The 26,323-nt window shown below is 62.6% G+C and carries 25 protein-coding genes; 12 read left to right on the top strand and 13 right to left on the bottom strand.

Annotated features, from left to right (window positions below):
• Positions 1-30 precede the first annotated feature (30 nt).
• Positions 31-891 (top strand): 2-hydroxyacid dehydrogenase, encoded by an 861-nt coding sequence (locus tag JHX88_RS12465; RefSeq protein WP_272848025.1) that lies wholly within the window; start codon positions 31-33, stop codon positions 889-891.
• Here JHX88_RS12465 and JHX88_RS12460 read toward each other — a convergent pair.
• From JHX88_RS12460 to folK, 4 genes are all read right to left on the bottom strand, one after another.
• Positions 885-1,607 (bottom strand): DUF2062 domain-containing protein, encoded by a 723-nt coding sequence (locus JHX88_RS12460; protein ID WP_272848024.1) that lies wholly within the window; start codon positions 1,605-1,607, stop codon positions 885-887. The two genes, JHX88_RS12465 and JHX88_RS12460, sit on opposite strands and share 7 nt — an antisense overlap.
• A gap of 61 nt (positions 1,608-1,668) precedes the next feature.
• The gene (locus JHX88_RS12455) at positions 1,669-3,783 is read right to left on the bottom strand and encodes a RelA/SpoT family protein (RefSeq protein ID WP_076523111.1); all 2,115 of its coding nucleotides are present in this window, start codon (positions 3,781-3,783) and stop codon (positions 1,669-1,671) included.
• Between the two features lie 28 nt (positions 3,784-3,811).
• On the bottom strand, positions 3,812-4,168 hold the full coding sequence (rpoZ, locus tag JHX88_RS12450; RefSeq protein ID WP_076523109.1) for a DNA-directed RNA polymerase subunit omega: 357 nt from the start codon (positions 4,166-4,168) through the stop codon (positions 3,812-3,814).
• A gap of 71 nt (positions 4,169-4,239) precedes the next feature.
• Entirely contained in the window at positions 4,240-4,839 is a 600-nt protein-coding gene (gene folK / locus JHX88_RS12445) for a 2-amino-4-hydroxy-6-hydroxymethyldihydropteridine diphosphokinase (RefSeq protein ID WP_076523107.1), read from the bottom strand.
• Between the two features lie 116 nt (positions 4,840-4,955).
• Here folK and JHX88_RS12440 point away from each other — a divergent pair, with 116 nt between their 5' ends.
• Together JHX88_RS12440 and JHX88_RS12435 are read left to right on the top strand one after the other, a co-directional pair.
• Entirely contained in the window at positions 4,956-5,513 is a 558-nt protein-coding gene (locus JHX88_RS12440; RefSeq protein ID WP_076523105.1) for a LabA-like NYN domain-containing protein, read from the top strand.
• 47 nt (positions 5,514-5,560) lie between these two features.
• Positions 5,561-6,739 carry an MFS transporter gene (locus JHX88_RS12435; RefSeq protein WP_272848023.1) on the top strand — a complete coding sequence of 393 codons (1,179 nt, stop codon included), beginning with the start codon at positions 5,561-5,563 and terminating at the stop codon, positions 6,737-6,739.
• Here the strand turns inward: JHX88_RS12435 and JHX88_RS12430 are convergent, their stop codons facing one another.
• Together JHX88_RS12430 and JHX88_RS12425 are read right to left on the bottom strand one after the other, a co-directional pair.
• Positions 6,740-8,113 (bottom strand): DEAD/DEAH box helicase, encoded by a 1,374-nt coding sequence (locus JHX88_RS12430; RefSeq protein ID WP_084202819.1) that lies wholly within the window; start codon positions 8,111-8,113, stop codon positions 6,740-6,742. It abuts the gene before it with no gap.
• A gap of 564 nt (positions 8,114-8,677) precedes the next feature.
• A complete protein-coding gene (locus JHX88_RS12425) occupies positions 8,678-10,063 on the bottom strand; it encodes a M20/M25/M40 family metallo-hydrolase (RefSeq protein ID WP_076523101.1) in 1,386 nt (461 codons plus the stop codon).
• 164 nt (positions 10,064-10,227) lie between these two features.
• Here JHX88_RS12425 and hemA point away from each other — a divergent pair, with 164 nt between their 5' ends.
• Both hemA and JHX88_RS12415 read left to right on the top strand, forming a co-directional pair.
• Positions 10,228-11,457: a 5-aminolevulinate synthase gene (gene hemA / locus JHX88_RS12420; protein WP_076523738.1), complete on the top strand. Its 1,230-nt coding sequence runs from the start codon at positions 10,228-10,230 to the stop codon at positions 11,455-11,457.
• Positions 11,458-11,566: 109 nt separating this feature from the next.
• The gene (locus JHX88_RS12415) at positions 11,567-12,850 is read left to right on the top strand and encodes a helix-turn-helix domain-containing protein (protein WP_076523099.1); all 1,284 of its coding nucleotides are present in this window, start codon (positions 11,567-11,569) and stop codon (positions 12,848-12,850) included.
• Between the two features lie 62 nt (positions 12,851-12,912).
• Here JHX88_RS12415 and JHX88_RS12410 read toward each other — a convergent pair whose 3' ends face one another.
• The gene (locus JHX88_RS12410; protein ID WP_076523097.1) at positions 12,913-13,962 is read right to left on the bottom strand and encodes a dipeptidase; all 1,050 of its coding nucleotides are present in this window, start codon (positions 13,960-13,962) and stop codon (positions 12,913-12,915) included.
• A 196-nt stretch (positions 13,963-14,158) separates the two neighbouring features.
• Here JHX88_RS12410 and JHX88_RS12405 point away from each other — a divergent pair, with 196 nt between their 5' ends.
• Positions 14,159-14,482, top strand: a complete 324-nt coding sequence (locus JHX88_RS12405) for an antibiotic biosynthesis monooxygenase family protein (RefSeq protein WP_076523095.1) — start codon at positions 14,159-14,161, stop codon at positions 14,480-14,482.
• A gap of 78 nt (positions 14,483-14,560) precedes the next feature.
• Positions 14,561-15,196: a ParA family partition ATPase gene (parA, locus tag JHX88_RS12400; protein WP_076523093.1), complete on the top strand. Its 636-nt coding sequence runs from the start codon at positions 14,561-14,563 to the stop codon at positions 15,194-15,196.
• Positions 15,197-15,299: 103 nt separating this feature from the next.
• Here the strand turns inward: parA and JHX88_RS12395 are convergent, their stop codons facing one another.
• The 6 genes from JHX88_RS12395 to JHX88_RS12370 all read right to left on the bottom strand — a co-directional run bounded on the left by JHX88_RS12395 (position 15,300) and on the right by JHX88_RS12370 (position 21,620).
• Complete coding sequence (locus JHX88_RS12395) at positions 15,300-16,283, bottom strand: ABC transporter substrate-binding protein (protein WP_076523091.1); 984 nt, start codon at positions 16,281-16,283, stop codon at positions 15,300-15,302.
• 24 nt (positions 16,284-16,307) lie between these two features.
• Positions 16,308-17,153 carry an ABC transporter permease gene (locus JHX88_RS12390; RefSeq protein ID WP_076523089.1) on the bottom strand — a complete coding sequence of 282 codons (846 nt, stop codon included), beginning with the start codon at positions 17,151-17,153 and terminating at the stop codon, positions 16,308-16,310.
• Positions 17,150-18,013 carry an ABC transporter permease gene (locus tag JHX88_RS12385; RefSeq protein WP_076523088.1) on the bottom strand — a complete coding sequence of 288 codons (864 nt, stop codon included), beginning with the start codon at positions 18,011-18,013 and terminating at the stop codon, positions 17,150-17,152. The genes JHX88_RS12390 and JHX88_RS12385 overlap by 4 nt, the downstream gene beginning before the upstream one ends.
• A gap of 30 nt (positions 18,014-18,043) precedes the next feature.
• Positions 18,044-18,826 (bottom strand): ABC transporter ATP-binding protein, encoded by a 783-nt coding sequence (locus JHX88_RS12380; RefSeq protein WP_076523086.1) that lies wholly within the window; start codon positions 18,824-18,826, stop codon positions 18,044-18,046.
• Position 18,827: 1 nt separating this feature from the next.
• Positions 18,828-20,279, bottom strand: coding sequence for a dihydropyrimidinase (gene hydA / locus JHX88_RS12375; RefSeq protein ID WP_076523085.1), 1,452 nt, complete (start codon positions 20,277-20,279; stop codon positions 18,828-18,830).
• Between the two features lie 75 nt (positions 20,280-20,354).
• The gene (locus JHX88_RS12370; protein ID WP_076523083.1) at positions 20,355-21,620 is read right to left on the bottom strand and encodes a Zn-dependent hydrolase; all 1,266 of its coding nucleotides are present in this window, start codon (positions 21,618-21,620) and stop codon (positions 20,355-20,357) included.
• 216 nt (positions 21,621-21,836) lie between these two features.
• Between JHX88_RS12370 and JHX88_RS12365 the strand changes: the two genes are divergently transcribed.
• From JHX88_RS12365 to JHX88_RS12345, 5 genes are all read left to right on the top strand, one after another.
• On the top strand, positions 21,837-22,454 hold the full coding sequence (locus JHX88_RS12365; RefSeq protein WP_076523081.1) for a TetR family transcriptional regulator C-terminal domain-containing protein: 618 nt from the start codon (positions 21,837-21,839) through the stop codon (positions 22,452-22,454).
• Between the two features lie 253 nt (positions 22,455-22,707).
• Positions 22,708-24,480, top strand: a complete 1,773-nt coding sequence (locus JHX88_RS12360) for an SLC13 family permease (protein WP_076523079.1) — start codon at positions 22,708-22,710, stop codon at positions 24,478-24,480.
• Positions 24,481-24,550: 70 nt separating this feature from the next.
• The gene (gene nthA, locus JHX88_RS12355) at positions 24,551-25,177 is read left to right on the top strand and encodes a nitrile hydratase subunit alpha (RefSeq protein ID WP_076523736.1); all 627 of its coding nucleotides are present in this window, start codon (positions 24,551-24,553) and stop codon (positions 25,175-25,177) included.
• Positions 25,174-25,836: a nitrile hydratase subunit beta gene (gene nthB, locus JHX88_RS12350; RefSeq protein WP_076523077.1), complete on the top strand. Its 663-nt coding sequence runs from the start codon at positions 25,174-25,176 to the stop codon at positions 25,834-25,836. Before nthA ends, nthB begins: the two co-directional genes overlap by 4 nt.
• Complete coding sequence (locus tag JHX88_RS12345; protein WP_272848022.1) at positions 25,823-26,227, top strand: nitrile hydratase accessory protein; 405 nt, start codon at positions 25,823-25,825, stop codon at positions 26,225-26,227. The genes nthB and JHX88_RS12345 overlap by 14 nt, the downstream gene beginning before the upstream one ends.
• The last annotated feature ends 96 nt before the right edge of the window (positions 26,228-26,323 follow it).

Raw genomic sequence — 26,323 nt, 5'->3', positions numbered from 1 at the left:
GCACCCGATTCAAAGTGGGACGAGTGGTCTATGGCCCTCGTCTCGGCCTGTCCCGAGATGCGGCTTAGCCGTAGCGGCGATCCGGAAAATTTCGATGCAATCATCTATGCGCCGGGCGGTGAGATCGAGGATCTGTCCCCCTATCGCAATGCCCGCCTTGTCCAAAGCCTCTGGGCCGGGGTCGAGCGTATCGTCGGCAATCCCACATTGACGCAACCGTTGGCGCGCATGGTCGATCCGGGATTGGCGCGAGGCATGGCGGAATATTGCTCCGGCTGGACGATGCGCGGGCATCTGGAAATGGACAGCTATGCTCAGGACGGTATCTGGCGCAATGGCCAGGTTCCGCCCCTGGCGCCAGAGCGTCACGTGACCATCCTCGGCATGGGATCGCTTGGCCGCGCCACCGCAGATATGTTGACGGGAATCGGCTTTCGGGTGACTGGCTGGAGTGCGTCCGGAAGACCCGTCGAAGGGATAGAGATCTTCGGCGCCGCCGATCTGGACCGGGCATTGGAGCGGGCCGAGATCCTCGTCACCCTGCTGCCCGACACGGCGGCCACGCGCGGGTTGATGGATGCCGACCGGCTTGCCCGCCTGCCGAAAGGCGCTTGGCTGATCAATCCCGGCAGGGGAAGTTTGCTGGATGACGACGCATTGATCGGATCGCTTGATGCCGGGCATCTGGGTCATGCCGTGCTGGATGTGTTCCGGACCGAGCCTCTGCCCCATGATCACCCGTTCTGGAGCCATCCCAAAGTCACCGTCACGCCCCATATCGCCGCCGACACCCGCCCGGAAACCGCCGCCCCGGTGGTGGCCGAGAATCTGCGCCGCGCCATGTCCGGGCGGCCGATCCTGAATCTCGTGGATCGCGAGAAAGGTTACTGAGGCCCCTTCTTCTTCATCTCAATATCCCCGGGGGAGTCCGCAGGACGGGGGGCAGCACCCCCCTTGGCACTGCTTTCGACAACTGACGTAACCTGCACGATGCTGCTCGCCCGCACCCGCGCAATCCTTGCGGCCATCTTCTTTTCCCGGCGCCGGTGATAGGCGCGGATCACCGGGATAGTCAGGTAATGCGCCACGATGCTGACGGCCAGTCCGATGATCACCCCGCCAACGACATATGGCCAGTAGACCTGGTAAAGGAAGTTGCCCAGATTTTGCCAATGCGCCTCCTCCGGTCCGAAGACGGATCGGATATTGTGCCAGAGCTCGACGCTGGCTTGGGCGAATTCCCCGAAAATCAACTGTGGCGACAGGTGGCCGCCAAGCCCCAGGATCTGGCGGCCGAGGCTGACAGAGAGGACCGCGATGAAGGGAAAAGTCAGCGGATTGCCGACAAATGTCGCAAGGAGCGAGGCGAGGATATTGCCACCAATCAGCCATGCGCCTGCTGCGGCGCTTGCGAAGTGGAGACCGAACAGGGGAGTGAAAGACACGAAAACACCCGCGGCGACACCACGTCCGATGCGATGGGGCTGATCGGGCAGGCGGCGCAACCGGTGCAGCACATAGGTTCCCGCCCTGCGCCACCCGCCGCGCGGATAGAACATGTCGCTGGCCATCTGGCCGTAACTGCGAGGTTTGCGGCGTTTAAACACCTTGTTTTCCGATCCCTGCCTCTGCCTCGTCCCGCTTTACAAAGAAATCGTGACGGATGTCTTACGGTTTCAGTGCCGGGTCGCGGATACGGGCCACCTGGGCCACGTCGCTCTCGGCTTCGAGTGCGGTCAGCAGCGCATGCAGATGCTCGTAATGACGCAACTCCACCTCGATCGCGATGCGGTAGAAGTCCGGCTTGCGGTCGAGGAACACGAGATCCGAGATATTCGCTCCATGCTGTCCGATCAAGGTGCAGATGCGGCCAAGGATACCAGCGTCATGACGGATCGTCAGATGCAGCGTGGTGGAGTAGGCGGGGGGGTGACGTCCCTCGCGCCAGCGCAGATCGACCCAACGGTCCAGGTTTTCCTCGAACTCGGCGAGGACGGGGCAGTCGATCGCGTGAATCACCACTCCGCGGCCCCGATAGGTGATCCCGACGATCCGTTCGCCGGGAAGGGGGCTGCAACAGGGCGCGCGGGTAAAACTCTGATCGGCGTCCAGTCCCGCGATAGGGCGGCGACCGTCCAACTCGTCCGACGTGTCGGCGAGATCGGGATAGAGAACCTCGAGCACCTCCTTGGCGGAGTTCTCGGCGCTGCCGATCCTGGCCAGAAGCTCTTCGGCGCTGTCCAGTCCCATCTGGGTGGCCGCGGTGCGCAGCGCCTTGTCGGTCGGCTTGCGCCCGACATGCTCAAAGCTGACCCGCACCAGTTCGCGTCCCAAGCGCATGAAACGGTCGCGATCCTCTTGCCGCAGCGATCGCCGGATGGCCGCCTTGGCGCGTCCGGTCACCACGACGTCCAGCCATGTCGCTTGGGGCCGCTGCCCCGATGCTGCGATGATCTCGACTGACTGCCCATTCTTGAGGCGGGTCCATAGCGGCACGCGGATGCCGTCGATCTTGGCGCCAACGCAGGCGTGGCCCAGCCTGGTATGGATCGCATAGGCGAAATCGATCGGTGTCGCGCCGCGCGGCAACTGGATCACATCGCCTTTCGGAGAGAAGCAGAAGACCTGATCCTGATACATCTCGAGTTTGACATTCTCGAGGAAATCGTCGTGATCCTCGCCCTCGAAATGATCGGTCAGGGTCTCGATCCATTCGGCGGGATCGGCGGCAAAGGGGTTCTTGGCCCGGACCCCGTCGCGATAGGCCCAATGCGCCGCAACGCCGGCCTCGGCGACCTCGTGCATCTGGCGGGTCCGGATCTGCACCTCGACCCGCTTGCCGTCCCGGCCTGAAACCGTGGTGTGGATCGAACGGTAGCCATTGGATTTCGGCTGGCTGATATAATCCTTGAACCGTCCCGGAACCGCCCGCCAGCGGTGATGGATCAGCCCGAGGGCCCGGTAACAGTCGCCTTCGTCACGGGTGATGATCCGAAAACCATAGATATCCGACAGCCGGGAAAAGGCGAGTTGCTTTTCCTGCATCTTCCGCCAGACCGAAAAGGGCTTTTTCGCGCGTCCGAACACATCCGCCTCCAGCCCTTCGCGTTCCAGTTCGGTGCGGATATCGGCGGTGATCTGGCTGATGATATCGCCGGATTCGCGTTGCAGGCTGACAAAACGGCGGATGATCGAGTTGCGCGCCTCGGGATTGATGACCTTGAAGGCCAGGTCCTCCAGCTCTTCGCGCATCCACTGCATCCCCATCCGCCCGGCCAGAGGCGCATAGATATCCATGGTCTCGCGCGCCTTCTGAAGCTGCTTTTCCGGGTTCATCGAGCGGATCGTGCGCATATTGTGCAGCCGGTCGGCCAGCTTGACCAGGATCACCCGCAGATCGCGCGACATGGCCATGAACAGCTTGCGGAAGTTCTCTGCCTGCTTGGACTGGGTCGAGCTGAGCTGCAGATTGGTCAGCTTGGTCACGCCATCGACCAGCTCGGCGATCTCATGGCCGAACATCGCCTCGACTTCGGGCATGGTCGAGCGGGTGTCCTCGACCGTGTCATGCAGCAGGGCGGTGGCGATGGTCGCGTCGTCCAGCCGCATCTCGGTCAGGATGGCGGCGACAGCGATCGGATGTGTGAAATAGGGCTCGCCGGATCGGCGGAATTGTCCCTCATGCATCCGCATGCCGTATTCATAGGCATCGCGGATCAGCTGCAAATTGCTGCGCGGGTTATAATTGCGGATCAGCGCAATGAGGTCTTCGACGTCGATCATACTTGACGAAGACCTCCGTAAAAACCGATCAGCTGCGCTGGCTGGCTTCCAGCATCATGCGCAGCATCCGCTCTTCGGATTCCTCGTCGGCAGGCTTGGGGCGGTCGACCTCGGCACCCAAGAGCAATGCCATGGCGTCCTCCTCGGGCTCGTCGACCTCGATCTGGGTCTGGCTGGCTTCGATCATCCGCTCGCGCAGATCGTCCACCGGCTGAGTCTCGTCAGCGATTTCGCGCAATGAGACAACGGGGTTCTTGTCATTGTCGCGATCGACCGTGGGCGCGCTGCCCGCCGCAATCTCTCGTGCGCGATGCGAGGCCAGCATCACCAGATCAAAACGATTGGGAACCTTGTCGACGCAGTCTTCGACCGTTACGCGGGCCATTCTTCACCTGTAGAGTTACGAATCGGAGTTCTAGAACGAAACAGGATAACTGGAGATCATCACAAGAAATGTCAAGGTAATACCGGCATTTCCAGCGCCGTGAAGGGGGTCATTCCCCGTATCGCCTCATCGGGGAGGCCGGCCAGCATTTTCGTGACGCTCTGCCCGGTGACCGGATGAATCCATTCCGGGGCGATTTCCGCAAGGGGCGCCAGCACGAAACCGCGATCCTGCAGCCTTGGATGCGGCAGGATCAGGTTTTCGGGCGTGTCGATCTTTTGGCGTTCGGGGGAAAGAGCCATCCAGTCCTGCTGGATGTTCCGGTCCGGCAGGACAAGATCGTCATAGCCGATCAGGTCTAGGTCCAGCACGCGCGCAGACCAACGTCCGGTCCCGCGATCCCGGCCGAAACGCGCCTCGATGTCATGCAGCAGAGCCAACAGGTCCGGTGCCGATAATGTCGTGCGCAATGTCAGGGCCGCGTTCACAAAATCGGGACCCGATCCCGCGGGCATGGCGGGAGTTTTCCAAAATCGACTAAACGTGGTTATTGTAGTATTCCGGTTTTCGTGCAGAATGCGCGCCGCCGAGCGCAGCGTTTCACCCACGTCAGCGGCGGCAGACGGCAGGTTGGCGCCTAGAGCAATAAGTGCGAGTTTATTTTGGATCATGTGAACCTGCTGAAAAACTCAAGTCGTAGGATCGCGACGGTCCGCTTGCCAGGGCATTCTTCTGGCAGGCATCGTTCGTCGATTCACTCAAGAACGTCTCATTGAAGGCAAATAAAATGTTTTACAAGGACGACAGGTTGGCGATTTTCATCGATGGGGCCAATCTTTACGCAGCAGCCAAATCCCTGGGTTTCGACATCGATTACAAGCTTCTGCGTCAAGAATTCGACCGCCGCGGAAAATTGATGCGTGCCTATTATTACACAGCGCTTATCGAAGGAGAGGAGTATTCCCCCATCCGCCCCCTCGTCGATTGGCTGCATTACAATGGATATTGCGTCGTAACCAAGCCTGCGAAGGAATATACCGACAGCATGGGGCGTCGGAAGGTCAAGGGCAACATGGATATCGAGTTGACGGTCACCGCCATGGAATTGGCGGAGCGCCTTGACCATGCCGTGCTGTTCTCGGGCGACGGAGATTTCCGCCCGCTGATCGAGGCCCTGCAACGCCGCGGGGTGCGGGTTTCGGTGGTTTCGACGATTCGCTCGCAACCGCCTATGATCGCAGATGAATTGCGTCGCCAGGCCGACAATTTCATCGAGCTTGACGCATTGCGCGATATCATCGGACGCCCCCCGCGCGAGACACCGCAAATGCAGGACGAAACCTGAGCGACCGGGGCAAAGATCCCGCCTTCGTCGAGCGGTGGCGGGCGCTTGTGCTGCTCAGCACGGGGGTGGTTTTCGCCATGGCCTGCTGGTTTTCGGCCACGGCGATCATTCCCGAACTTACCCGTGACTGGGACCTGACGCAAAGTCAGGCCAGTTGGCTTACCAATGCCGTGCAACTCGGTTTCGTGCTGGGGGCTCTGGCCTCGTCGCTGGTGAACCTGCCCGATCTGATGCCTCTGCCGCGCCTGATCACCGTCTCGGCTTGTGGCGCGGCGCTCGCCAATGCGGTTTTGCTGATCGAGCCGGGTTGGACTGCCGCCCTGATCGCGCGTTTCGTGACTGGCATGGCGCTGGCGGGGATTTATCCGCCCGCGATGAAGCTGATGGCGACATGGTTTTCCCGTGGTCGCGGCTTGGCGATGGGGGTGCTGATCGGTGCGCTGACGCTTGGTTCGTCGATGCCGCATCTGTTCCGCGCGGCCAGCGAAGGGCTGGATTGGCGGATGGTGGTGATCCTGTCCAGCCTCGGCGCAGCTTTGTCGGCCGCGATCTTCGGGTTTCTGGTCAGGGAAGGGCCCCATGCATTCGGCCGGGCTGTCTTTGACCCGCGCCGGGCGCTGGTCATCTTTCGCAACCGTGGTGTGCTCTTGGCCAATCTCGGCTATTTCGGCCATATGTGGGAGCTCTACGCCATGTGGGCGTGGTTCCTGGCCTTCGCGACCGCGGCAGAGCGGGGCGGTGTAGGGCCCTTCGGCTCGCCGTCGCTTTTCGCCTTCCTCGTCGTCGCGTCGGGCGCGGTCGGTTGCGTGCTGGGCGGGTTGCTGTCGGATCGCATCGGGCGCTGTTTGACGACCGCCGGAATGATGGCGGTGTCGGGGGCATGCGCGCTGCTGATCGGCTTTGCCTTCGACGGTCCGGCATGGTTGCTGGCCTTTGTCGCGGTGATCTGGGGAATCTCGATTGTCGGAGACAGCGCCCAGTTTTCGGCAGCAGTTACCGAATTGGCCGATCCGCGTTTCGTCGGGACGGCGCTGACATTGCAGGTCAGCATCGGCTTTGCGCTGACGGTGCTGACCATCTGGATCATGCCCCATATCGCCGCCGCGCTTGGCGGCTGGCGATGGGCTTTCCTGGTCCTGCTTCCCGGTCCCGTCGTTGGTGCCTGGGCAATGCTGCGCTTGCGCGGATTGCCTGAGGCGAGGAAGCTGGCAGGAGGAAAGGGCTGATCAGCCCCTTGCCTGCTGACCCTTGGGCTGACGCGACGGGCGACGTGTGGGGCGCTTGTGACCGCCGCCATTACCACCGGGCCGGCCGCCCCGGTTGCGCGACCCGCGCTCGGCCGCGGGAGGGGCTGCGGGCACCTCTCCGCCGATCACCGGGATCGGCGATTTCATCGCGCGCTCGATCGCCCGCAATTCGCCCAGCTCTGCCGGCGCACAGAAGGCAACGGCCCGGCCATCGCGGCCGGCGCGGGCGGTGCGGCCGATCCGGTGAACATAGTTCTCGGGCACATTCGGCAGATCGTAATTATAGACATGCGCGACTTCGGGGATATCCAGCCCACGCGCCGCGACATCGGTGGCGACGAGGATCTGCGTCTCTCCCTTGCGGAAGGCTTGCAGGGCGCGTTCGCGTTGGCCCTGGCTCTTGTTGCCATGGATCGCAGCTACCGCGAATCCCCATTTGTCCAGCAATTTCGCAAGTTTGTCCGAACCGTGCTTGGTGCGGCCAAAGACCATTGCAAGCTCGCCCGAATGTTTCGACAGATATTCGGCCAGCAGCGTGGCCTTGTCGCCCTGGCTGACGAAATGCACGCCCTGCGCGATCTTTTCTGCGGCCTTGCCCGGAGGGTTCACGGCCACGCGGACCGGATCCTTCAGATAAGTGTCGGCCAGTTCCGACATCAGCTTGGGCATGGTGGCCGAGAACAGCAATGTCTGGCGCTTCGGAGGCAGCATCTTCGCGATCCGCCGCAGCACGTGGATAAAGCCGATATCCAGCATCTGGTCGGCCTCGTCCAGCACCAGGTAGGTCGTTGCCTCAAGCGAGATCGCGCGACGCTCGATCAGGTCGATCAGGCGGCCCGGCGTGGCGATCAGCACATCGACCCCGCGCGAGAGCCGTTCGGTCTGCACATTGATCGAGGCGCCGCCGACGACGCGATAGCTGCGGATCGGCGTGCCTTCGGCATAGGCGTCGATATTCTGGGCGATCTGGGTCGCCAGTTCGCGGGTGGGCGCGAGGATCAGCGCGCGGCAGGTCTTGGGGTCGGGTTTCTTGCCGTATTTGATCAGCCGGGTCAGCATCGGCAGGCCGAAGGCGGCTGTCTTGCCGGTGCCGGTCTGTGCCAGGCCCAAGGCGTCGCGGCCCTCGACGACCGCTGGAATGGCTTGCGCCTGGATCGGTGTGGGCTCGGTCAGCCCCATTGCGGCGATATTGGCGTTGATGCGGGGGTCGATCCCCATATCCGCGAATGCTCCGGTCGGCAGCGGATCACGGGCAATGGCACGGCGTCCGGCATTGGGGGCGGCATGGTTCTGCGGATTGCGGGTCTTGGGTTTGCCACCACGGGAAGGGCGGCGTGTATTTGTCTGTTCCATAAAGATTCTTTCGTCCCCGCATCCCCCGTATCGGACGCAAGGGCAGGTGCCGCGACCCGGTTGGGGTGGCGGCTAACACAGGGATGCGAGCGTGATACGAGGATGCCCGCAAGCCTCCCCGCGTGAATGGGAAACTGAATGATTGGTCGCGCCATGAGCGAAATCTCGCGGCTGCTCACGCGGCAACGGGCGGCGACCCGTGGGAGATGAGGGCTGCGGGGCGATAAGTCAAGACAATTCGGAAGTTCAGCCTGGCAGCGTCCCGGATTTTGCGCCGCTCGCGGGTGTTGCGCAACAGGGCGTGCGTTGCAGCAGTTGGGCTGCGCAACGGCCAACCCGGCATTGCCGCACCAAGGCCGGTATGAAAAACATACCTAACCTGCCGCCATCCGGGCCTTTCCCCCCTTCTTCTTCATGGAAATATCTCCGGGGGTCCGGGGGCAGGCAGCCCCCGGCCATCGCGGGACGCAAATATTGCGATGACCGATCAGGCGCTGATTGACCTTTGAACCTGAGCCGCGACCGTGGCGAAGGCAGTCACCACCGACCGCTGAACCCCGAATCCTATCTCAGGCTTGCCAATATCCGTGCCCAGCTTCGCGCGCCCTTGGTGAAGCTCTGGACATCGTATTTCTCGTTCGGCGAATGGATCCGGTCATCGTCGCGGCCAAAGCCGATCAGCATCGAATCCATATCGAGGATTTCCTTGAAATCTCCTGCGATCGGGATCGAACCACCCGCGCCGATATAGGCCGCCTCGCGGCCCCATTCCTCGGTCAGGGCCTGCTTGGCGGCAGTGAAGGCCGGGTCGGAAGTATCCATGACGCTTGCCGTGCCGCCGCCATGTTCGTGAAACTCGACGCTGCAATCCCTAGGCAGGAAGCCGCGGATATGGGCGCGGAAGGCATCGCGGATCTTCTGTGGATCCTGTGTGCCGGTCAGGCGGAAGCTGACCTTGGCGCGGGCCTCGGCGGGCAGGACGGTCTTGAAGCCTTCGCCCGCGTAGCCGCCCGCGATACCGTTGATCTCGGCGGTGGGGCGGTTCCAGACCATTTCCAGCGGCGTGCGGCCCTTTTCACCGATGGGTTCGGACAGCCCGACCTGGCCCAGGAACTCTGCCGCGTCGAAGCCGAGCGCTTGCCAGTCGCGTGCCAGTGCATCCCCCAGATCCTCGACCCCGTCATAGAAACCAGGGAGCGTCACGCGCCCGTCGGCATCCTTCAGCGCCCCGAGCGCCTGTGCAAGGATCATGACCGGATTGGCCGCAAGCCCACCGAAACTGCCGGAATGCAGGTCGCGGTCGGCGGCGCGGATGATTGCCTCTTCGCCCACCAGCCCGCGAAGCTGGGTCGTGATGGCGGGGCGGCCATCCGCATACATCCCGGTATCGCAGATCATCGCCAGCGAGGCGCGCAGATCCCCGGCATGGTCGTGCAGGAAGGGGCGCAGCGACGGCGAGCCCGATTCCTCTTCGCCCTCGAACAACAGGACCAGGTCCGAGGGCAGACTGCCATGCACGGCTTTCCACGCCCGGAAGGCTTCGACGAAGGTCATCAGCTGGCCCTTGTCATCCGATGCCCCGCGACCGCGGATCACCACGCCGTTATCGGTCGCCTGGATCTCGGGCTCGAAGGGGGGACGATCCCATAATTCCAGCGGATCGACCGGCTGCACATCGTAATGGCCATAGAACAGCAGTGGACGGGCATCGCCGGGGGCCGAGCGGGCCACGACCATGGGATGGCCCGGCGTGTCATGGATTTTAGCCTCGAAACCAAGGCTTTCCAATTCTTTGCACAGCCATTGCGCGGCATCGCGGACATCGCCGCGATGGGCCGGGTCGGTCGAGATCGACGGGATGCGCAGAAAATCCAGCAACCGTGCCTGCGCCGCATCCTGCCCCGCATCAAGCTGTGCCAGGATTTCGTCGAGCCTTGTTTGATCCGTCATTCCCTCATCCTTTCTGACTGAAACACTTTGGTTTTTGCCTTGGCCTTTAGTCGTGCTGCGACAATTTTGACCTGTTATTTTCGGCCCGCGGCATGTAACAACATTAGGCGCGCGAGATCGGAAGAATGATCGCACCCAGCAGGCAAAGCAAGGGAACGCCAGACATGAATTATGATGCGGCTCTGGATCAGGCCATCGGACAGCTTCACGAGGAAGGCCGCTATCGGACCTTCATCGATATCGAGCGTGCGAAGGGCCGGTTCCCGCAGGCGGTCTGGACGCGTCCCGATGGGGAAAAGCAAGAGATCACCGTCTGGTGCGGCAATGATTACCTTGGCATGGGCCAGCATCCGGCGGTCATGTCGGCGATGCACGAGGCGCTGGATTCCGCCGGCGCCGGATCGGGTGGCACGCGCAATATTTCCGGCACGACGGTTTATCACAAGCAGCTCGAGGCCGAGCTTGCCGATCTGCACAAGAAAGAGGCGGCGCTGGTGTTTTCCAGTGCATATATTGCCAATGACGCGACGCTTTCGACGCTGCCCAAACTGTTTCCCGGCCTGATCATCTATTCCGACGCGCTGAACCATGCCTCGATGATCGAGGGGATCAGGCGCAATGGCGGAGCAAAGCGCATTTTCCGGCATAACGACTTGGCGCATCTGCGCGAATTGCTCGAGGCCGACGATCCCTCCGTGCCCAAGCTGATCGCCTTCGAGTCGATCTATTCCATGGATGGTGATTTCGGCCTGATCGACCAGATCTGCGACCTGGCCGATGAGTTCGGCGCGCTGACCTATCTGGACGAGGTGCACGCGGTCGGCATGTATGGCCCCCGCGGCGGCGGCGTGGCCGAGCGTGACCGGCTGACCCATCGTCTGGACATCATCAACGGCACATTGGGCAAGGCGTTCGGCGTCTTTGGCGGCTATATCGCCGCCTCGGCCAAGATGTGCGATGCGGTTCGCTCCTATGCGCCGGGATTCATCTTTACCACCTCACTGCCGCCCGTGGTCGCGGCCGGGGCGGCGGCTTCGATTCGCTTCCTTAAAGGCGAGGGGGGGCAGGAATTGCGCGATGCGCAGCAGCTCCATGCCCGGATACTTAAAATGCGCCTTAAATCGCTCGGGATGCCGATCATCGACCATGGCAGCCATATCGTGCCCGTTCATGTCGGCCACCCGGTGCATTGCAAGTCTCTGTCGGATTTGTTGCTGCGCGATTATAACATCTATGTGCAGCCAATAAATTTCCCGACCGTGCCGCGCGGAACCGAGCGTTTGCGCTTCACGCCGTCGCCCGTGCACGATCCCAAGCAGATTGATCATCTTGTGCGCGCAATGGACGCGCTGTGGTCACAATGTGCGTTAAATCGCAATGAATTGACTGCCTGACGATTTCAATAGGTGAACTGCTCTCGCTGCCGTGATAATATGATAGTGCTTACAAGTAGGCGCCGTATTGATTCGAGCGGTGTGTTTAACGTGTGATGAGGCAGAGAGCATGAATAAACTGCGGGCAGAAAGTCCGGCAGATGAGAGTTCGCAGATGGAGGAGATCGAGTATTTCCTCGACGATGATACGCGGCTTGGCGATATCATGCGCGGTGAGAGAGCCACCTTGGGTAAATCGCTGCTCGACGTGCAGCGGGAACTGAGAATTCGTGCCTCCTATGTCGCCGCAATCGAGAATTGCGATATCAGCGCCTTCGATGCGCCCAGTTTCATCGCGGGTTATGTGCGCTCTTACGCCCGTTACCTGCATATGGACCCGGACTGGACCTTCCGCCGCTTCTGCCTCGAATCCGGCTTTCAGCCAACGCATGGCATGGCGCCCATGGCATCCGGCCCTAAACCGACGCGCAGACCATCGGACCCGGCCGAGGCCCTGGCGAATCCCCATGCGCTGTTCATTCCGCAGCAGCAAAGTTTCTGGTCCGATATCGAGCCCAGAGCGATAGGCTCGATCCTTGTGCTGGCGGTCCTGGTCTGCGGCCTTGCTTATGGCGGGTGGACGGTTCTTCAGGAAATTCAGCGCGTTACACTGACGCCTGGAAATGATTCACCCAGTATCACGGCATCGCTCGATCCGACGCAAGGGGCCAGTCTGCCCGCGCCCGCGCTTTCTCCGGAGGATGCGGCCACATTGGTGCGTGAACTGCCTCAGCCCGAGGTGCTCGACCGCGTGTATCGCCCACAGATTCTCGAGGCGCCTGTGCTGAATGCACGGGATGGACCGATCGCCGCGATCGACCCCAACCTTTCCAGTTCTTTCGAGGCAGCCGAAGCGATTGCTTCGAACGGGCCGGAGAACGAGGAAACCCTGCCTCCATCGGGCGCCGCCAACACGGTATTGGCGAAGGCGATGCAATATGGTCCGCAAATGCCGGAAGAGCAGGTGGCGGTGCGGACCGTTGCGCCGGATGCGCCGGAACTGCAATTGCTGGCGGCGCGCCCCGCATGGGTCCGCGTGACCTCGGCGGATGGCACGGTTCTGCTCGAAAAGATCATGGATGCGGGCGAGCGGTTCACCCTGCCCAAGCTGGAAGAGCCGTCGATCTTGCGGACCGGCAATTCCGGAGCCGTGTATTTCGCGGTAAGCGGCCGGACTTACGGCCCTGCCGCGCCGGGTCCGCAGGTGGTCAAGAATATCGAATTGTCGCCTGCGAACCTGACCTCGAAATATGCCGTTGCCGATCTCGAGGCTGATCCCGAACTGGCCGAAATGGTCGCGGTCGCGCAAGCAGATACCGGCGGGATCACCCAAGAGCCGCGGGCGAGCGAGTAACCGATTTCGTGCATCCGCTTTGCAAGCGACCCGTTGAGGGTCGCTTGACCTGATGCCGCCTGTCAGTTTCCCCAGGTTTTACGGAGCAATGAAATCCAGTTCTCGCTGGATATTTTCTCTATAAGATCATTTCTGTATCCGTGATTCCTCATGGCTTGCACAAGGTTCTGCAGGGCCGATGCATCGGCCAAGTCCTGCGGCATCAGCGCCCCGTCGAAATCCGAGCCCAAGGCAACGCCATCCTCGCCCAGGATTTCCAGCAGATGATCCAGATGCCGCAGCATGACATCCAGGTTTTCCAGTGGCAGGCGCTTGCCATCCTCGCGCAGGAAGCTCGAGGCATAATTCAGCCCGACCAGCCCGCCGGTTTCGGCGATGATCCGCAGCTGACGGTCGGTCAGGTTGCGGGCACTGGGACAGATGGCATGGACACAGCTGTGGCTGGCCACCAGCGGGGCGTCCGACAGTTTCGCGATATCGTCGAACCCGGCCTCGTTCAGATGCGACAGGTCCAGCATGATCCGCAGCTGATTGCATTCGCGGACCAGCGTCTTGCCTGCCGCCGTCAACCCCTCGCCAGTATCGGGCGAGGACGGAAAGGCGAAGGGCACGCCATGACCGTAAGCCGTCGGTCGCGACCAGACCGGCCCGAGCGAGCGCAGCCCCGCGGCGTGCCATAGATGCAGCGCATCCATGTCGCGGATCGCCTCGGCCCCTTCCATATGCATGATCGCGGCGATGCGGCCCTCGGCCACCGTCCGGCGCAGCCCCGCCGTGCTGGTCACGATGTCCAGCGTGCCGGTCCGTTCCAATGCGCGCAATGCGGCCGCTTGCCGGAACGCATGGGGCAGGGCGGCATCATGCGGGATCTCATCAGTCAATGGCATGGAAAAGGGCGGGTTCTGCATCAACGCCACCGCATCTTCGTCATTCGGGCTCGACTCGGCGGGAATCCAGATAGCGAAGAAACCGCCGATCATCCCGCCCGCCTTGATCCGCGGCAGGTCCAGATGGCCGGTGCCGTCGCCGTCCAGCCAGATCCCGGTGCCATTCTCTCCTGCCGCCACGACGCGCTGAATGAAATCGTTATGGCCATCGAATACCGGGATCATCGCCTGCTCCTGTGCTGTTGTCGCCCCGAGCATGCACCTTGCGGCGACCGGCGGCAATGGTCCGGATAGATGGCTTGCGCGGGACCGGATTCGGCCTGCATTGATGTCTTGGCGCATTTCCGGACGCAAAACCGGTGTCCATTTCTGCTGGAAATGCTTTAGGCTGGATGCAGAACCAGCCAGAGGGAGACCAGCCATGCCCGATATCAGCCCCGATTTCGACGGCCAGACCGTCATCTGCACCTTCGAGGTGACGCCCGGCACAGCTCATGACGTTCTGGAGATGCTCAGTGACGCATGGGAACATGTCATCAGCCGCCAGCCGGGGTTCGTTTCCGGTGCGATCCATCTGAACGACGCGCAGACCCGTATCGCCACCTATTCGCAATGGCGCGACCGCAAGGATTACCAGGCGATGCTGCGGACCGAGGAAATGCGCCGCCGAAACCGTGACATTCACACGATGTGCAAAAGTTTCGAGCCGGTCATGTACGAATTGCAGTCAGTCTTCCGAAGCTGATGCTGCAGCTGCAAAAACTCCGTGCAATCGTGGGGACGGGCGGCTAACCTGCCCCAAATTCGCGGTGAAGGAGTGTTGATGTCAGGCAGGATTATCACTGTGGCCCAGCAGAAAGGCGGCTCGGGCAAGACGACCCTGGCGGTCAACCTTGCCGTCAGCCTGCATCGCCTCGGGCATTCGGTGGCCCTGGTCGATACCGATCCGCAGGGCAGCATGGGGCGCTGGTTCATCGAGCGGATGGAGGCGCGGGGCGAGGACGAAGCCCTGGATTTCTCGACATCCTCCGCATGGGGCGCCAGCTATGAATCCGAGAAGCTGAAGAAGCGTTTCGATTATGTGATCGTCGATACGCCCCCCAAGATCGACAGCGATTTGCGCCCGGCCCTGCGCGTTGCCGACCTGGTGATCGTGCCGGTGGCGACCAGTCATGTCGATCTGTGGGCGACCGAGGGTGTGCTGGATCTGGCGCGGCGCGAGAGATCTCTGGTGATGGTCGTCCTGAACAGGGTCCGGCCGAATACGCGGCTGGCGGTAGAGGTGGCTGCAAAGGCCGCTGAACTCGGCGCGATGGTGGCTGATACCCAAATCGCGAACCGGGTCGGCTATGCTGAAACCCTGGGGCTGGGGCTTGGCGTGATGGAGCATTCCCGCAATGGCGCGGCCCGCGATGAAATGGATGCGCTGACGGCCGAGGTTCTGGCCGCGATGGCGTAGCCCTCCACCGCGGCCCCACCGCGCATTCGCCCCTTCTTCTTCATGCAAATATCCCACGGGGGTCCGGGGGTGTGAAACCCCCGGCTGTCGCGGGACGCCTGTTTTACTCTGCCAGCGCCTTGTCCGTAATCGCGTGGGTCCATGCGCCTTCGGGCGCCTCGGAAATCACCGGGTCCGAGCCGCCCGCCAGCAATGTATCGACCGTGCGCTGGTAATCGGCCTCGTCCAGCGCGCCGTTCGATCCGGCGGTCAGCTTGCCGATTTCGGTCATCATGCGGGTCTGGTGCTCGATGGTCTGGGCGCCGGTCTCGTCGTTCTCCAGCACGATCTCGGCGGCTTCCTCGGGATTCTCCTCGGCATATTTCCAGCCCTTCATGCTGGCGCGGACGAATTTCTCCAGGTCGGCGACCTTGGCTTCGTCCTCCAGCGTGCTTTCAAGCACATAGAGCCCGTCTTCCAGCGTGGCGACGCCCTGATCCTCGTATTTGAAGGTTACCAGGTCGTCGGGCCCGATACCGGCATCGATCACCTGCCAATATTCGTTATAGGTCATGGTGCTGATGCAGGCCGCCTGTTTCTGCAGCAGCGGATCGACATTGAAGCCCTGTTTCAGCACGGTGACGCCGTCCGTGCCGCCCTCGGTCGACAGGCCGAGCGTGTGCATCCAGCTCAGGAACGGGTATTCGTTGCCCGCGAACCAGACGCCCAGGGTCTTGCCCGCGAAATCGGTCTTGGGATCGCTGATGCCGCTTTCCTTCAGGCAGGTCAGCATCATTCCCGAAGCCTTGAACGGCTGCGCGATATTGACCAGCGGCAGGCCCTTTTCACGGGCGGCCAGCGCGGCGGGCATCCATTCGACGATCACATCCGCGCCTCCCCCGGCAAGCACCTGCGTCGGCGCGATATCCGGGCCCCCAGCCTTGATCGTGACATCGAGCCCTTCTTCCTCGTAGAAACCCTTATCCTTGGCGACGTAATAGCCGCCGAACTGCGCCTGCGTGACCCATTTCAATTGCAGGGTCAGCTCTTGCGCATCGGCCGCGCCCGCGAATGCGAGGGCGGCACAGCCAAGCATCAGTCTTTTCATCTTCACTCTCCTGTTGGGGGGCGTTCAGCCCCGTTGACCGCGCTGCGACGGGTGCCAGAATGTCACCTTCTTTTCGATCAGCGCCACGATACCATAGAATAACGATCCGGCGATTGCCGCCACAAGGATCTCGGCCCAGACCAGCGGCAGGTCCAGCCGCCCCACCGCGGTCGAGATGCGGAACCCCATGCCCTTGGTCGGGCTGCCGAAGAATTCCGCGACGATGGCCCCGATCAGCGCCAGCGTGGTCGTGATCTTGAGCCCGTTGAACAGGAAGGGCATGGCGGCGGGCAGGCGCAGTTTCCACAGCGCATGCCGATAAGGCGCGGCCCATGTCGCCATCTGGTCGCGCTGCATCTGGTCGGTGGCCGCCAGCCCCGCGACCATGTTCACGAGGATCGGGAAGAACACCATCACCACGACGACCGCCGCCTTGGATTGCCAGTCAAAGCCGAACCACATCACCAGGATGGGGGCGATGCCGACGATGGGCAGGGCGGCGACGAAATTGCCGATCGGCAGCAGCCCGCGTTGCAGGAACGGGCTGCGGTCGATGGCGATGGCGGTCAGGATCGCCGCCGAACCGCCCAAAAGCCAGCCGACCAGCGCGCCCTTGACGATGGTCTGGACGAAATCCGCCCAGAGGATCGCGGTATTCGCCGCGAAGCTGGCCGCGATCTGTGTCGGTGGGGGCAGGATGACCGGCGGGATCGCGTATATCCGCACGATCATCTCCCACAGCACGACGATGGTCAGGCCGAAGATCAGCGCCACGAGAAACCTTGTCAGGCGGATCCCGAACCGCGCCAGCCAGATGTTGAGCCCCCATGCCCCGAGCCAGACCGCCAGAATGGACAGCGCCCCGGTCATCGCGACAGTCCCATGCGGCGCAGGGTGACGGATTCGATCCGCCCCACCGCGATGACCAGCCCTGCCGCCAGCGCTGCCGCCGCGAACAACGCCGCCCAGATCTGCACCGTCTGGCCGTAATAGCTGCCCGAGAGCAGTCTTGCGCCCAAGCCCGCGCTGGCCCCGGCGGGAAGTTCCCCAACAATGGTGCCGACCAGAGCGGCAGCAATGCCGACCTTCAGGCTGGCAAACAGATAGGGCAGGGACGAAGGCAGTCTCAGCCGCCAGAATGTCTGCGGGCGCGAGGCGCTCCATGATCGCATCAGGTCAAGCTGCATGGCGTCGGGCGTGCGCAATCCCTTCACCATGCCGACCAGCACCGGGAAGAACGACAGCCACGCCGCAATGATCGCCTTTGGAAGTAGCCCGGTGACCCCCATGCTGGCAAAGACCACGATCACCATCGGCGCAATCGCAAGGATTGGCACGGTCTGACTGGCCACAGCCCATGGCATCACCGATTGATCCATGGCCCGGCTATGCACGATTCCGACTGCCAGCAGAATACCGGCGAGACTGCCGATGGCGAATCCGGTCAGGGTCGCCGACAGGGTGACCCAGCCATGCCAGACAAGGCTGCGTTTCGAGGTGATCTTCTGCCCGGTGAATCCCTCCCACAACCCGACCGCGACCTGATGCGGGGCGGGCAGAACGGGGCGCTCGAGCGTCAGGGTCTGTGTCACCAGCTCCGCCGCGGAAAGCTCGACTTCCGCCCGCGCCGCCTGGTCCTTGACCCATGTCGAATTCATACCGATGGCAGCGATATACCAGATCGCGACGATTGCCGTCAGCACGACAAGGATGGGAACGGTATTCTTCATGTGGCGATCCCTGCGCCGCTGTTGTGCCGCTCACACATCATCGCCATGTCCCTCGCGCAGTCCTTCGCGCACCTCATGCGCCAATGCGATGAATTCCGGCGTGTCGCGGATATCCAGAGGCCGTTCGGCGGGCAGGGGGCTGTCGATGATCCGGGTGATCCGCCCCGGCCGCGGAGACATCACGACGATCTTGGTGGACAGATAGACCGCCTCGGGGATGGAGTGGGTGACGAAGCCGATGGTCTTGCCGGTCTTCCGCCATAGTGCCAGCAAAGCCTCGTTCAGCCGGTCGCGCACGATCTCGTCCAGCGCGCCGAAGGGCTCGTCCATCAGCAGGATATCGGCGTCGAAGGCCAGCGCCCGGGCGATGCTGGCCCGCTGCTGCATCCCGCCCGAGAGTTGCCATGGGAACTTGCCCCCGAACCCCTCGAGATCGACCAGTTCCAGCACCCGGCGCACGCGTTCCGCCCGATCCGCCTTGTCGAAACCCATGATTTCCAGCGGCAGCGAGATATTCCCGGCAATCCTGCGCCAGGGATACAGGCCCGGCGCCTGGAACACATAGCCATAGGCGCGGGCGCGCCGCGCTTCGTCCGGGCTCATCCCGTTCACGGTCAGCGTGCCGGAGGTCGGGCTTTCCAGGGCGGCAATGGTGCGCAGGAAGGTGGTCTTGCCACAGCCCGAGGGGCCGATGAAGCTGACGAATTCACCCGCCCCGATGCTCAGATCGACATCCTTCAAGGCATGGATCGGCCCGTCTGCGGTCTGGAAGGTCAGGCTGACGGCATTGGCCTCGATCACCGGCTGGCCCAAGTCACACCCCGCTCGCCGGAATGCCCGAGCGTTCGACCGGCCTTGGCGCGGTCAGGTCCTTCCACTTGGTGAGTGCCCGGTTGACCTGTCCGCGCGGCTCGCGCGCCACGAATTTCCCGTGCCCCTCGCGGCTGTCCAATGCGCCCTCGCGAACGGCCACCACCCCGCGCGTGAGGGTATAGCGCGGCAGGCCCTTGACCTTCTGGCCTTCGAACACGTTGTAATCGATGGCGGATTGCTGGCTTCCCGCGCTGATGGTCTTTTCCGCCTCGGGGTCCCAAACCACCAGATCGGCATCCGCACCGACCAGCACCGCACCCTTGCGCGGATAGAGGTTCAGGATCTTGGCGATATTGGTCGAGGTCACGGCCACGAATTCATTCGGGGTCAGCCGCCCGGTATTCACCCCATGCGTCCACAGCATCGGCATCCGGTCCTCGAGCCCGCCCGTGCCATTCGGGATCTTGGTGAAATCGCCGACGCCGTAACGCTTCTGCTCGGTGGTAAAGGCGCAATGATCGGTCGCTACCACCGACAGGCCACCTGATTGCAGCCCGGCCCAGAGAGAGTCCTGGTGCTTCTTGTTGCGGAAGGGCGGTGACATCACCCGCCGTGCGGCATGATCCCAATCGGGGTTGAAATACTCGCTCTCGTCCAGCGTGAGATGCTGGATCAGCGGCTCGCCCCAGACCCGCTTGCCCTGCTGTTTCGCGCGCCGGATCGCCTCATGGCTGTCCTCGCAGCTGACATGCACGACATAAAGCGGCACCCCGGCCATATCGGCCACCATGATCGCACGGTTCGTTGCCTCGCCCTCGACCTGCGGCGGGCGCGAATAGGCATGCGCCTCGGGCCCGGTATTGCCATCGGCCAGCAGCTGCGCCGACAATTCCGCCACCACATCGCCATTCTCGGCATGGACCAGCGCGATCCCGCCCAGATCACCGACCCGGCGGAAACTGGCGAAGAGCTCGTCGTCATTCACCATCAGCGCGCCCTTGTAGGCCATGAAATGCTTGAAACTCGTGATGCCGCGCTTCACGACTTCGGCCATTTCGTCGAAGACCTGCTCGCTCCACCAGGTGACAGCCATGTGATAGCTGTAATCGCAGTGCGCCCGCCCGGACTTGTTGTCCCACATCTTCAGCGCATCCAGCAGCCCCTGACCGGGCGATGGCAGGGCGAAATCCACCACCATCGTGGTCCCGCCGGCCAGCGCCGCCCGCGTTCCGCTTTCGAAATCGTCGGCGGAATAGGTGCCCATGAAGGGCATCTCCATATGCGTATGCGGATCGATCCCGCCCGGCATGACAAGGCAGCCGGTGGCGTCCAGCACCTCGTCGCCCGTCAAGCCCTCGCCGATCGCGGCGATCTTGCCGCCCTCGATCAGTACATCCGCCTTATAGCTCAAATCCGCCGTGACGACAGTTCCGTTCCGAATGACCGTGCTCATCGCGTGAACCCTTCTTCTTCAGAAAAATATCCTCTGGGGGTCCGGGGGGCGAAGCGCCCCCGGCCTTCGCGCGCCTCAGCGCGCAATCTCCGCCGCCTCGAGCACTGCGTGCAGCAGCACGTCGGCCCCGGCCGAGGCCCATTCCGGGCTGATCTCTTCCGCCTCGTTATGGCTCAGCCCATCGACGCAGGGGCACATGATCATCACCGTCGGCGCGAGTTTGTTGATCCAGCAGGCGTCATGCCCGGCACCCGAGACGATATCCATATGACTGTAGCCCAAACGATCGGCCGCGTCGCGCAGCATCCCGGCCAGCTTGGGATCGAATGTCACCGGATCGAAATGCCCGACCGGCTCGATCTCGATTCCCAGCCCCAGATCATCCGCGATCTCCGCCGCCTCGGCCTCCAGCCTCGTGCGCATCGATGTCAGCTTGTCCAGGTCCGGCGAGCGGAAATCGATGGTAAACACCGCCCGGCCGGGGATCACGTTGCGGGAATTGGGATAGACATTGGCCTGGCCGACCGCGCCCACGGCGTTGGGCTGGTGATCCATGGCGATGCGATGCACCGCCTCGACGATCCGGGCCATGCCCAAGCCGGCATTCACCCGCATCTTCATCGGGGTCGAGCCGGTATGCGCGTCCTTGCCGGTCAGTGTCACCTGCAGCCACCACAGACCCTGTCCATGCGTGACCACGCCGATCTGCGTGTTCTCTGCCTCCAGTATCGGGCCCTGCTCGATATGGTATTCGAACATCGCGTGGATCTTGCGCTCGCCCGGGGCCTCGTCGCCGCGCCAGCCGATCCGGTCCAGCTCGTCACCGAACCGCTTGCCCTCGGCATCCTCGCGGCTATTGGCGTAATCCTCGTCATGCATCCCGGCGAATACGCCCGAGGCCAGCATGGCGGGCGCGAAACGGGTCCCTTCCTCGTTGGTCCAGTTGACCACCACGATGGGGCGGCGGGTCGAGATTTCCATGTCGCGGATCGAGCGGATCACCTCCAACCCCGAGAGCACGCCCAGCACGCCGTCATATTTCCCGCCGGTGGGCTGCGTGTCCAGATGGCTGCCAATATAGACGGGGTCGAGATCCGGTTCGGTCCCCTCGTGACGCATGAACATGTTGCCCATCCGGTCGACGCCCATGGACATCCCGGCCTCCTCGCACCAGCCTTGGAACAGGCGCCGACCCTCGGCATCGTCATCGGTCAGGGTCTGGCGGTTATTGCCGCCCGCCACGCCGGGACCGATCCTGGCCATTTCCATGATGCTGTCCCATAACCGGTCGCCATCGATTTTCATGTTTGCAGCTGGAACAGCCCCGTAAGGCTCGGTCATGCGTTTTCCTTCCTGTCTGATCGCCCCGTCTTGCCGCGAGGTCGAATGGATGGGTCTGGCCCCTCCGGGCGTTACGCCATGAAGTGCCGCCAATTATTGACCAAAGAGTCAGGATCAGGCTAGCACGGAGCCTTGTGCAGTCAAGCGTCGTTATCGTTGTGTTGGCGTCGCAAGGATTTCTGCCCAATAATGAGACAACACCGCAAGGGGCAGGTTATGAACGAACAGAGCGATAACGGGTTAACGAGAATTCAGCGCCGGAACCGGGAGATCATCCTAGAAGGTGCCTTGACCGCATTTTCCGTCAGCGGCTTTCGCGGGGCGACGATCGACCAGATCGCGGGAGAGGCGGGCTTGTCCAAGCCCAACGTGCTTTATTATTTCGCCTCCAAGGACGAAATTCACAAGACCCTGCTGACCACGCTTCTGGATATGTGGCTCGCGCCCTTGAGCGATATCGATCCCGAGGGAGAGCCCCTGCAGGAGGTGCTGGATTATGTCGCGGCGAAACTGCGCATGTCGCGGCAATATCCCCGCGAGAGCCGGCTTTTCGCCTATGAGATCCTGCGTGGTGCGCCTCATCTGACCGAGATCCTGGGGGGAAGGCTGCGCCAGACGGTAGAAGATGCAGTCGAGATCTTTCAAGGCTGGATGCAATCAGGGCAGTTGCGAACCGTCGAGCCGCATCACCTGATCTTCTCGATCTGGTCCATGACGCAGCATTACGCCGATTTCGACGTGCAGGTCCGCGCGGTGCTGGGGCAGGGGCATGATCCATTCAGCGAGGCGCAGGAATTTCTGGACGACCTGTATCGCCGGCTGCTCGCGCCCTGATCGAGCCTGCCCGTCCCGGATGCGATTGCTTCGGGAAGGGCGGCCGAGGCCACCATCTGGAGTTTCGACAATCCTGCCGGTCATGCCGTGAGACCTCTTCGCATCGATCCCGACGGAGCGAGATTCGTCACCGTTCTCGAATGTGCGTGCACCGCCGGATTGTGTCCCGGGCGCATCGCGTGGAAAACCTATGTCGCAAGCCGAAGCCGTTTTCCGATGTGATCTTCTGATCGAACGGGTTACATCTTGATCCGTGACCCAGGACCAGATCATTCTCTTTTCGCTTTTCGGCCTTGTCTTCGCGCTCTTGCTTTGGGGACGGTTCCGCTATGATCTCGTTGCGTTTTCCGCGTTGCTTCTGGGGGTAGTCCTTGGGGTCGTGCCGTCCGAGGACGCGTTTTCGGGCTTTGGCCATCCGGCGACGCTGGTGGTGGCACTGGTCCTGATCGTTTCTGCCGGCCTGGTGCGCTCGGGCGCGGTTTTCCTGATCACCCGGACGCTGGTCGACAGCTCGCGCAGCCTTGGTGCGCATATCACGATCATGGGGGGCATCGGGGCGGTGTTATCGGCCTTCATGAACAATGTCGCCGCATTGGCCCTGCTGATGCCGGTGGACATGCAGACCGCCAAGAAGGCCGGGCGCGCGCCGGGCCTGTCGCTGATGCCGCTCTCCTTCGCGACGATCCTGGGCGGCATGGCCACGCTGATCGGCACGCCGCCCAATATCATCATCGCCAGTTTTCGCGAGCAGGCTCTTGGCGAGCCTTTCCGCATGTTCGATTTCGCACCGGTGGGCGGAACGGCGCTGGTCGCGGGGCTGATTTTCGTGGCGTTGATCGGCTGGCGGCTGATCCCGGCCCGGACGGAGATTCGAGTGTCCGCCTCGGAGATTCAACAATATATCGCGGAACTGATCGTACCGGAGGAAAGCGACCTGATCGGGCAGCGTGTCCGGGAACTGGAAGAGGCGGCGGAAAAATCCGATGTCGCGTTGATCGGGCTGATCCGGGATGGCAAACGGCGTTACGGCACCGCCCGGAACACGCTGATCGAGGGGCAGGACGCGTTGGTCCTTGAGGGCAGCCCCGATGCGCTGGACGAATTCCGCGCGGCGCTCCGGCTGGATTTCGCGGAAAGCCAGCGCGAGGAACTGCTGCGGGCGGAGAACGAGGGGCTGGCACTGGTCGAGGTGGTGGTGCCCGAGGATTCGCGCCTCGATGGACGCAGCGCCCATTCTGTCGGGCTGGCCTGGCGGCGCGGAACGATTCTTCTGGGCATATCGCGGCAGGGCCAGAAAATCCGCGAACAGATACGCGGAACCAGAATCCTTCCGGGCGATATCCTGCTTTTGTTGACACCCAAGGAAACCTCTGGCGAAGTGCTTGACTGGCTGGGCGTCCTGCCACTGGCCGATCGCGGCCTCGCGGTGACGCAGAACACGAAGACCTGGCTTGCCATCGGCATTTTTGGGACGGCCGTGACGGCGGCCTCTGTCGGACTGGTCTATCTGCCGGTTGCCTTGGGGCTGGTCGTGACTGCCTATGTGCTGGCGCGCATCCTGCCGCTGACCGAGATCTACGACCATGTGGAATGGCCGGTGGTCGTCCTACTGGGATCGATGATCCCGCTCGGCGGTGCGTTGGAAAGCGCCGGTGGCACCGATCTGATCGCGTCGGCCTTGACCGGGCTGACGCAGGGGATGCCGGCCTGGGTGGTGCTGACCCTGCTGATGGTTGTCACGATGACGCTTTCGGATGTACTCAACAACACCGCGACCACCATCGTCGCGGCTCCGGTCGGGATAGAGATGGCGCGCAGCATGGAGGTTTCTCCCGACCCGTTCCTGATGGCGGTGGCGGTCGCGGCCTCGGCGGCTTTCCTGACCCCGATCGGGCACAAGAACAACACCCTGATCCTCGGCCCCGGAGGCTATCGTTTCGGCGACTACTGGCGCATGGGTCTGCCGCTCGAGATACTCATCGTTGCCGTTTCGGTTCCGGCAATCCTGGTTTTTTGGCCGCTGTGACCGACCCTGCCATGCTTGCGCCGGGCGGGAATGCATGTTTCCATTCCGCCGGATGACAGCGGGGGCCGATATGCCGCATGACCATGATCACGGAAGCGAGCTGGACGATATGACCGCGAGGGTCATGGCCCTCGAGAAGCTTCTGACCGACAAGGGAATGGTTGAGCCTGCCGCACTCGACCGGATCATCGATACCTACGAGAACCGGATCGGTCCCCGCAACGGTGCCCATGTCGTCGCCCTGGCCTGGTCGGATCCCGGGTTTCGGGACTGGCTGGAACGGGACGCGACCGCGGCCATCCATTCGCTGGGCTATACGGGCCGGCAGGGCGAACATCTCACCGCGGTCTTCAATACGTCCGAACGGCATAACATGGTCGTCTGCACGCTTTGCTCCTGCTATCCATGGAGCCTGCTCGGCCTGCCGCCGGTCTGGTACAAATCCATGCCCTACAGGTCGCGCGCGGTAAGCGAGCCGCGCGCCGTGCTGAAGGAATTCGGTGTGACCTTGCCCGAGGGAACATCCGTTCGTGTCTGGGACTCCACCGCCGAAATGCGCTACCTCGTCATCCCGATGCGGCCCAGGGGCAGCGATGACATGACCGTCGAAGAGCTTGCCGGGCTGGTGACGCGCGATTCCATGATCGGCACGGCCATCCTGCCGGATATCACCACGGGCGAAGAGGTCCGGGCATGAACGGGCCGCATGACGCAGGTGGGCGGCATGGCTTTGGGCCGATCGCTCCCGAACCGAATGAGCCCCTGTTTCATGCCGATTGGGAGGCCCGTGCTCTCGCCCTGACCGTTGCCGCCGGTGCGGCCGGGCATTGGACCATCGATGAATCGCGATTTGCCCGCGAAAACCGTTCGCCGGGTGAATATTACAGCCTGAGCTACTACCAGATATGGATTGCCGGACTTGAGCGGCTGCTGCTCGACAAGGGACTCATCACCGGGCAAGAGCTTGCCTCGGGGCGGGCCGGAGAAAACACCGTTCCTCCCAAGCGCAAACTCAAGGCGGAAGAGGTCGCCACTGTTCTGTCGCGTGGCGGGCCCGTTGACCGGGATCCGCAGGGGCGCCAGCCGATATTTGCCATTGGGGACCGGGTCAGGACCAGAAACCTGCAACCTGCGGGCCATACACGCCTGCCATCCTATGCCCGCGACAAGATCGGTAGGATCGCATCCGTCCAAGGCTTTCACGCCTTCGCCGATGCCAGCGCCCGCGGAGAGCGCGAGGCGGCAGATTGGTTATATGCCGTGGTCTTCGATGCGCGGGAACTTTGGGGAACAGATGCCGAAGCCGGGGATGAAGTCGTCATCGATGCCTGGGAGCCCTATCTTGAAGCCTGTTGATTCCTGCCTGGATGGCACGCCCCGCATTCCGGGACTATCGGACAACACCGCCGAACCGCATTTCCACGCGCCTTGGCAGGCAAAGCTTTTTGCCCTGACCCTGTCGCTGCAAGAGCGCGGCCTGTTCGATTGGCCGGATTGGACGGAACGGCTCGCCAGGCACCTGCGGGTCGCGGCCCACCTGCCGTCCGAGGCGGCCGGAGCCGAGCACGCGGCCCATTATTATACTGCCTGGATGCAGACGCTCGAGGAGTTCCTCGAGGAAGCGGGCGCGGCTGAGAACGGCAGTATCGAAGAGGTGACGGAAAACTGGAAGCGGGCAGCGCAGGCAACGCCGCATGGTCATCCTATCCTTTATGAAAACGGGTTGGCTGCGTCATCGAAGCAATGAGGGCCCGGTCAAAACGGCTCGATTGCGCAGGTTGCTATGGCAATCCGGTTCTGAACGGCAATCCCGGAACCCGGATTCTGCTAGACTCAGGCTCAT

Origin of the sequence: Paracoccus saliphilus (assembly GCF_028553805.1) — a bacterium.
Taxonomy (GTDB): Bacteria; Pseudomonadota; Alphaproteobacteria; order Rhodobacterales; family Rhodobacteraceae; genus Paracoccus; species Paracoccus saliphilus.
Note: the sequence above shows the minus strand (reverse complement) of the source record. Positions and strands in the feature narration are given on the sequence as shown.

Excerpts from the sequence above, each read along its gene's own strand:
- parA (WP_076523093.1), top strand. The coding sequence starts at position 14,561 with ATGTCAGGCAGGATTATCACTGTGGCCCAGCAGAAAGGCGGCTCGGGC.
- nthB (WP_076523077.1), top strand. The coding sequence starts at position 25,174 with ATGAACGGGCCGCATGACGCAGGTGGGCGGCATGGCTTTGGGCCGATC.
- hydA (WP_076523085.1), bottom strand. The coding sequence starts at position 20,279 with ATGAGCACGGTCATTCGGAACGGAACTGTCGTCACGGCGGATTTGAGC.
- nthA (WP_076523736.1), top strand. The coding sequence starts at position 24,551 with ATGCCGCATGACCATGATCACGGAAGCGAGCTGGACGATATGACCGCG.
- folK (WP_076523107.1), bottom strand. The coding sequence starts at position 4,839 with ATGATCCAAAATAAACTCGCACTTATTGCTCTAGGCGCCAACCTGCCG.
- JHX88_RS12365 (WP_076523081.1), top strand. The coding sequence starts at position 21,837 with ATGAACGAACAGAGCGATAACGGGTTAACGAGAATTCAGCGCCGGAAC.
- JHX88_RS12465 (WP_272848025.1), top strand. The coding sequence starts at position 31 with ATGGCCCTCGTCTCGGCCTGTCCCGAGATGCGGCTTAGCCGTAGCGGC.
- JHX88_RS12430 (WP_084202819.1), bottom strand. The coding sequence starts at position 8,113 with ATGGAACAGACAAATACACGCCGCCCTTCCCGTGGTGGCAAACCCAAG.
- JHX88_RS12415 (WP_076523099.1), top strand. The coding sequence starts at position 11,567 with ATGAATAAACTGCGGGCAGAAAGTCCGGCAGATGAGAGTTCGCAGATG.
- JHX88_RS12395 (WP_076523091.1), bottom strand. The coding sequence starts at position 16,283 with ATGAAAAGACTGATGCTTGGCTGTGCCGCCCTCGCATTCGCGGGCGCG.
- JHX88_RS12390 (WP_076523089.1), bottom strand. The coding sequence starts at position 17,153 with ATGACCGGGGCGCTGTCCATTCTGGCGGTCTGGCTCGGGGCATGGGGG.
- rpoZ (WP_076523109.1), bottom strand. The coding sequence starts at position 4,168 with ATGGCCCGCGTAACGGTCGAAGACTGCGTCGACAAGGTTCCCAATCGT.
- JHX88_RS12385 (WP_076523088.1), bottom strand. The coding sequence starts at position 18,013 with ATGAAGAATACCGTTCCCATCCTTGTCGTGCTGACGGCAATCGTCGCG.
- JHX88_RS12405 (WP_076523095.1), top strand. The coding sequence starts at position 14,159 with ATGCCCGATATCAGCCCCGATTTCGACGGCCAGACCGTCATCTGCACC.
- JHX88_RS12455 (WP_076523111.1), bottom strand. The coding sequence starts at position 3,783 with ATGATCGACGTCGAAGACCTCATTGCGCTGATCCGCAATTATAACCCG.
- JHX88_RS12440 (WP_076523105.1), top strand. The coding sequence starts at position 4,956 with ATGTTTTACAAGGACGACAGGTTGGCGATTTTCATCGATGGGGCCAAT.
- JHX88_RS12370 (WP_076523083.1), bottom strand. The coding sequence starts at position 21,620 with ATGACCGAGCCTTACGGGGCTGTTCCAGCTGCAAACATGAAAATCGAT.
- JHX88_RS12425 (WP_076523101.1), bottom strand. The coding sequence starts at position 10,063 with ATGACGGATCAAACAAGGCTCGACGAAATCCTGGCACAGCTTGATGCG.
- JHX88_RS12410 (WP_076523097.1), bottom strand. The coding sequence starts at position 13,962 with ATGATCCCGGTATTCGATGGCCATAACGATTTCATTCAGCGCGTCGTG.
- hemA (WP_076523738.1), top strand. The coding sequence starts at position 10,228 with ATGAATTATGATGCGGCTCTGGATCAGGCCATCGGACAGCTTCACGAG.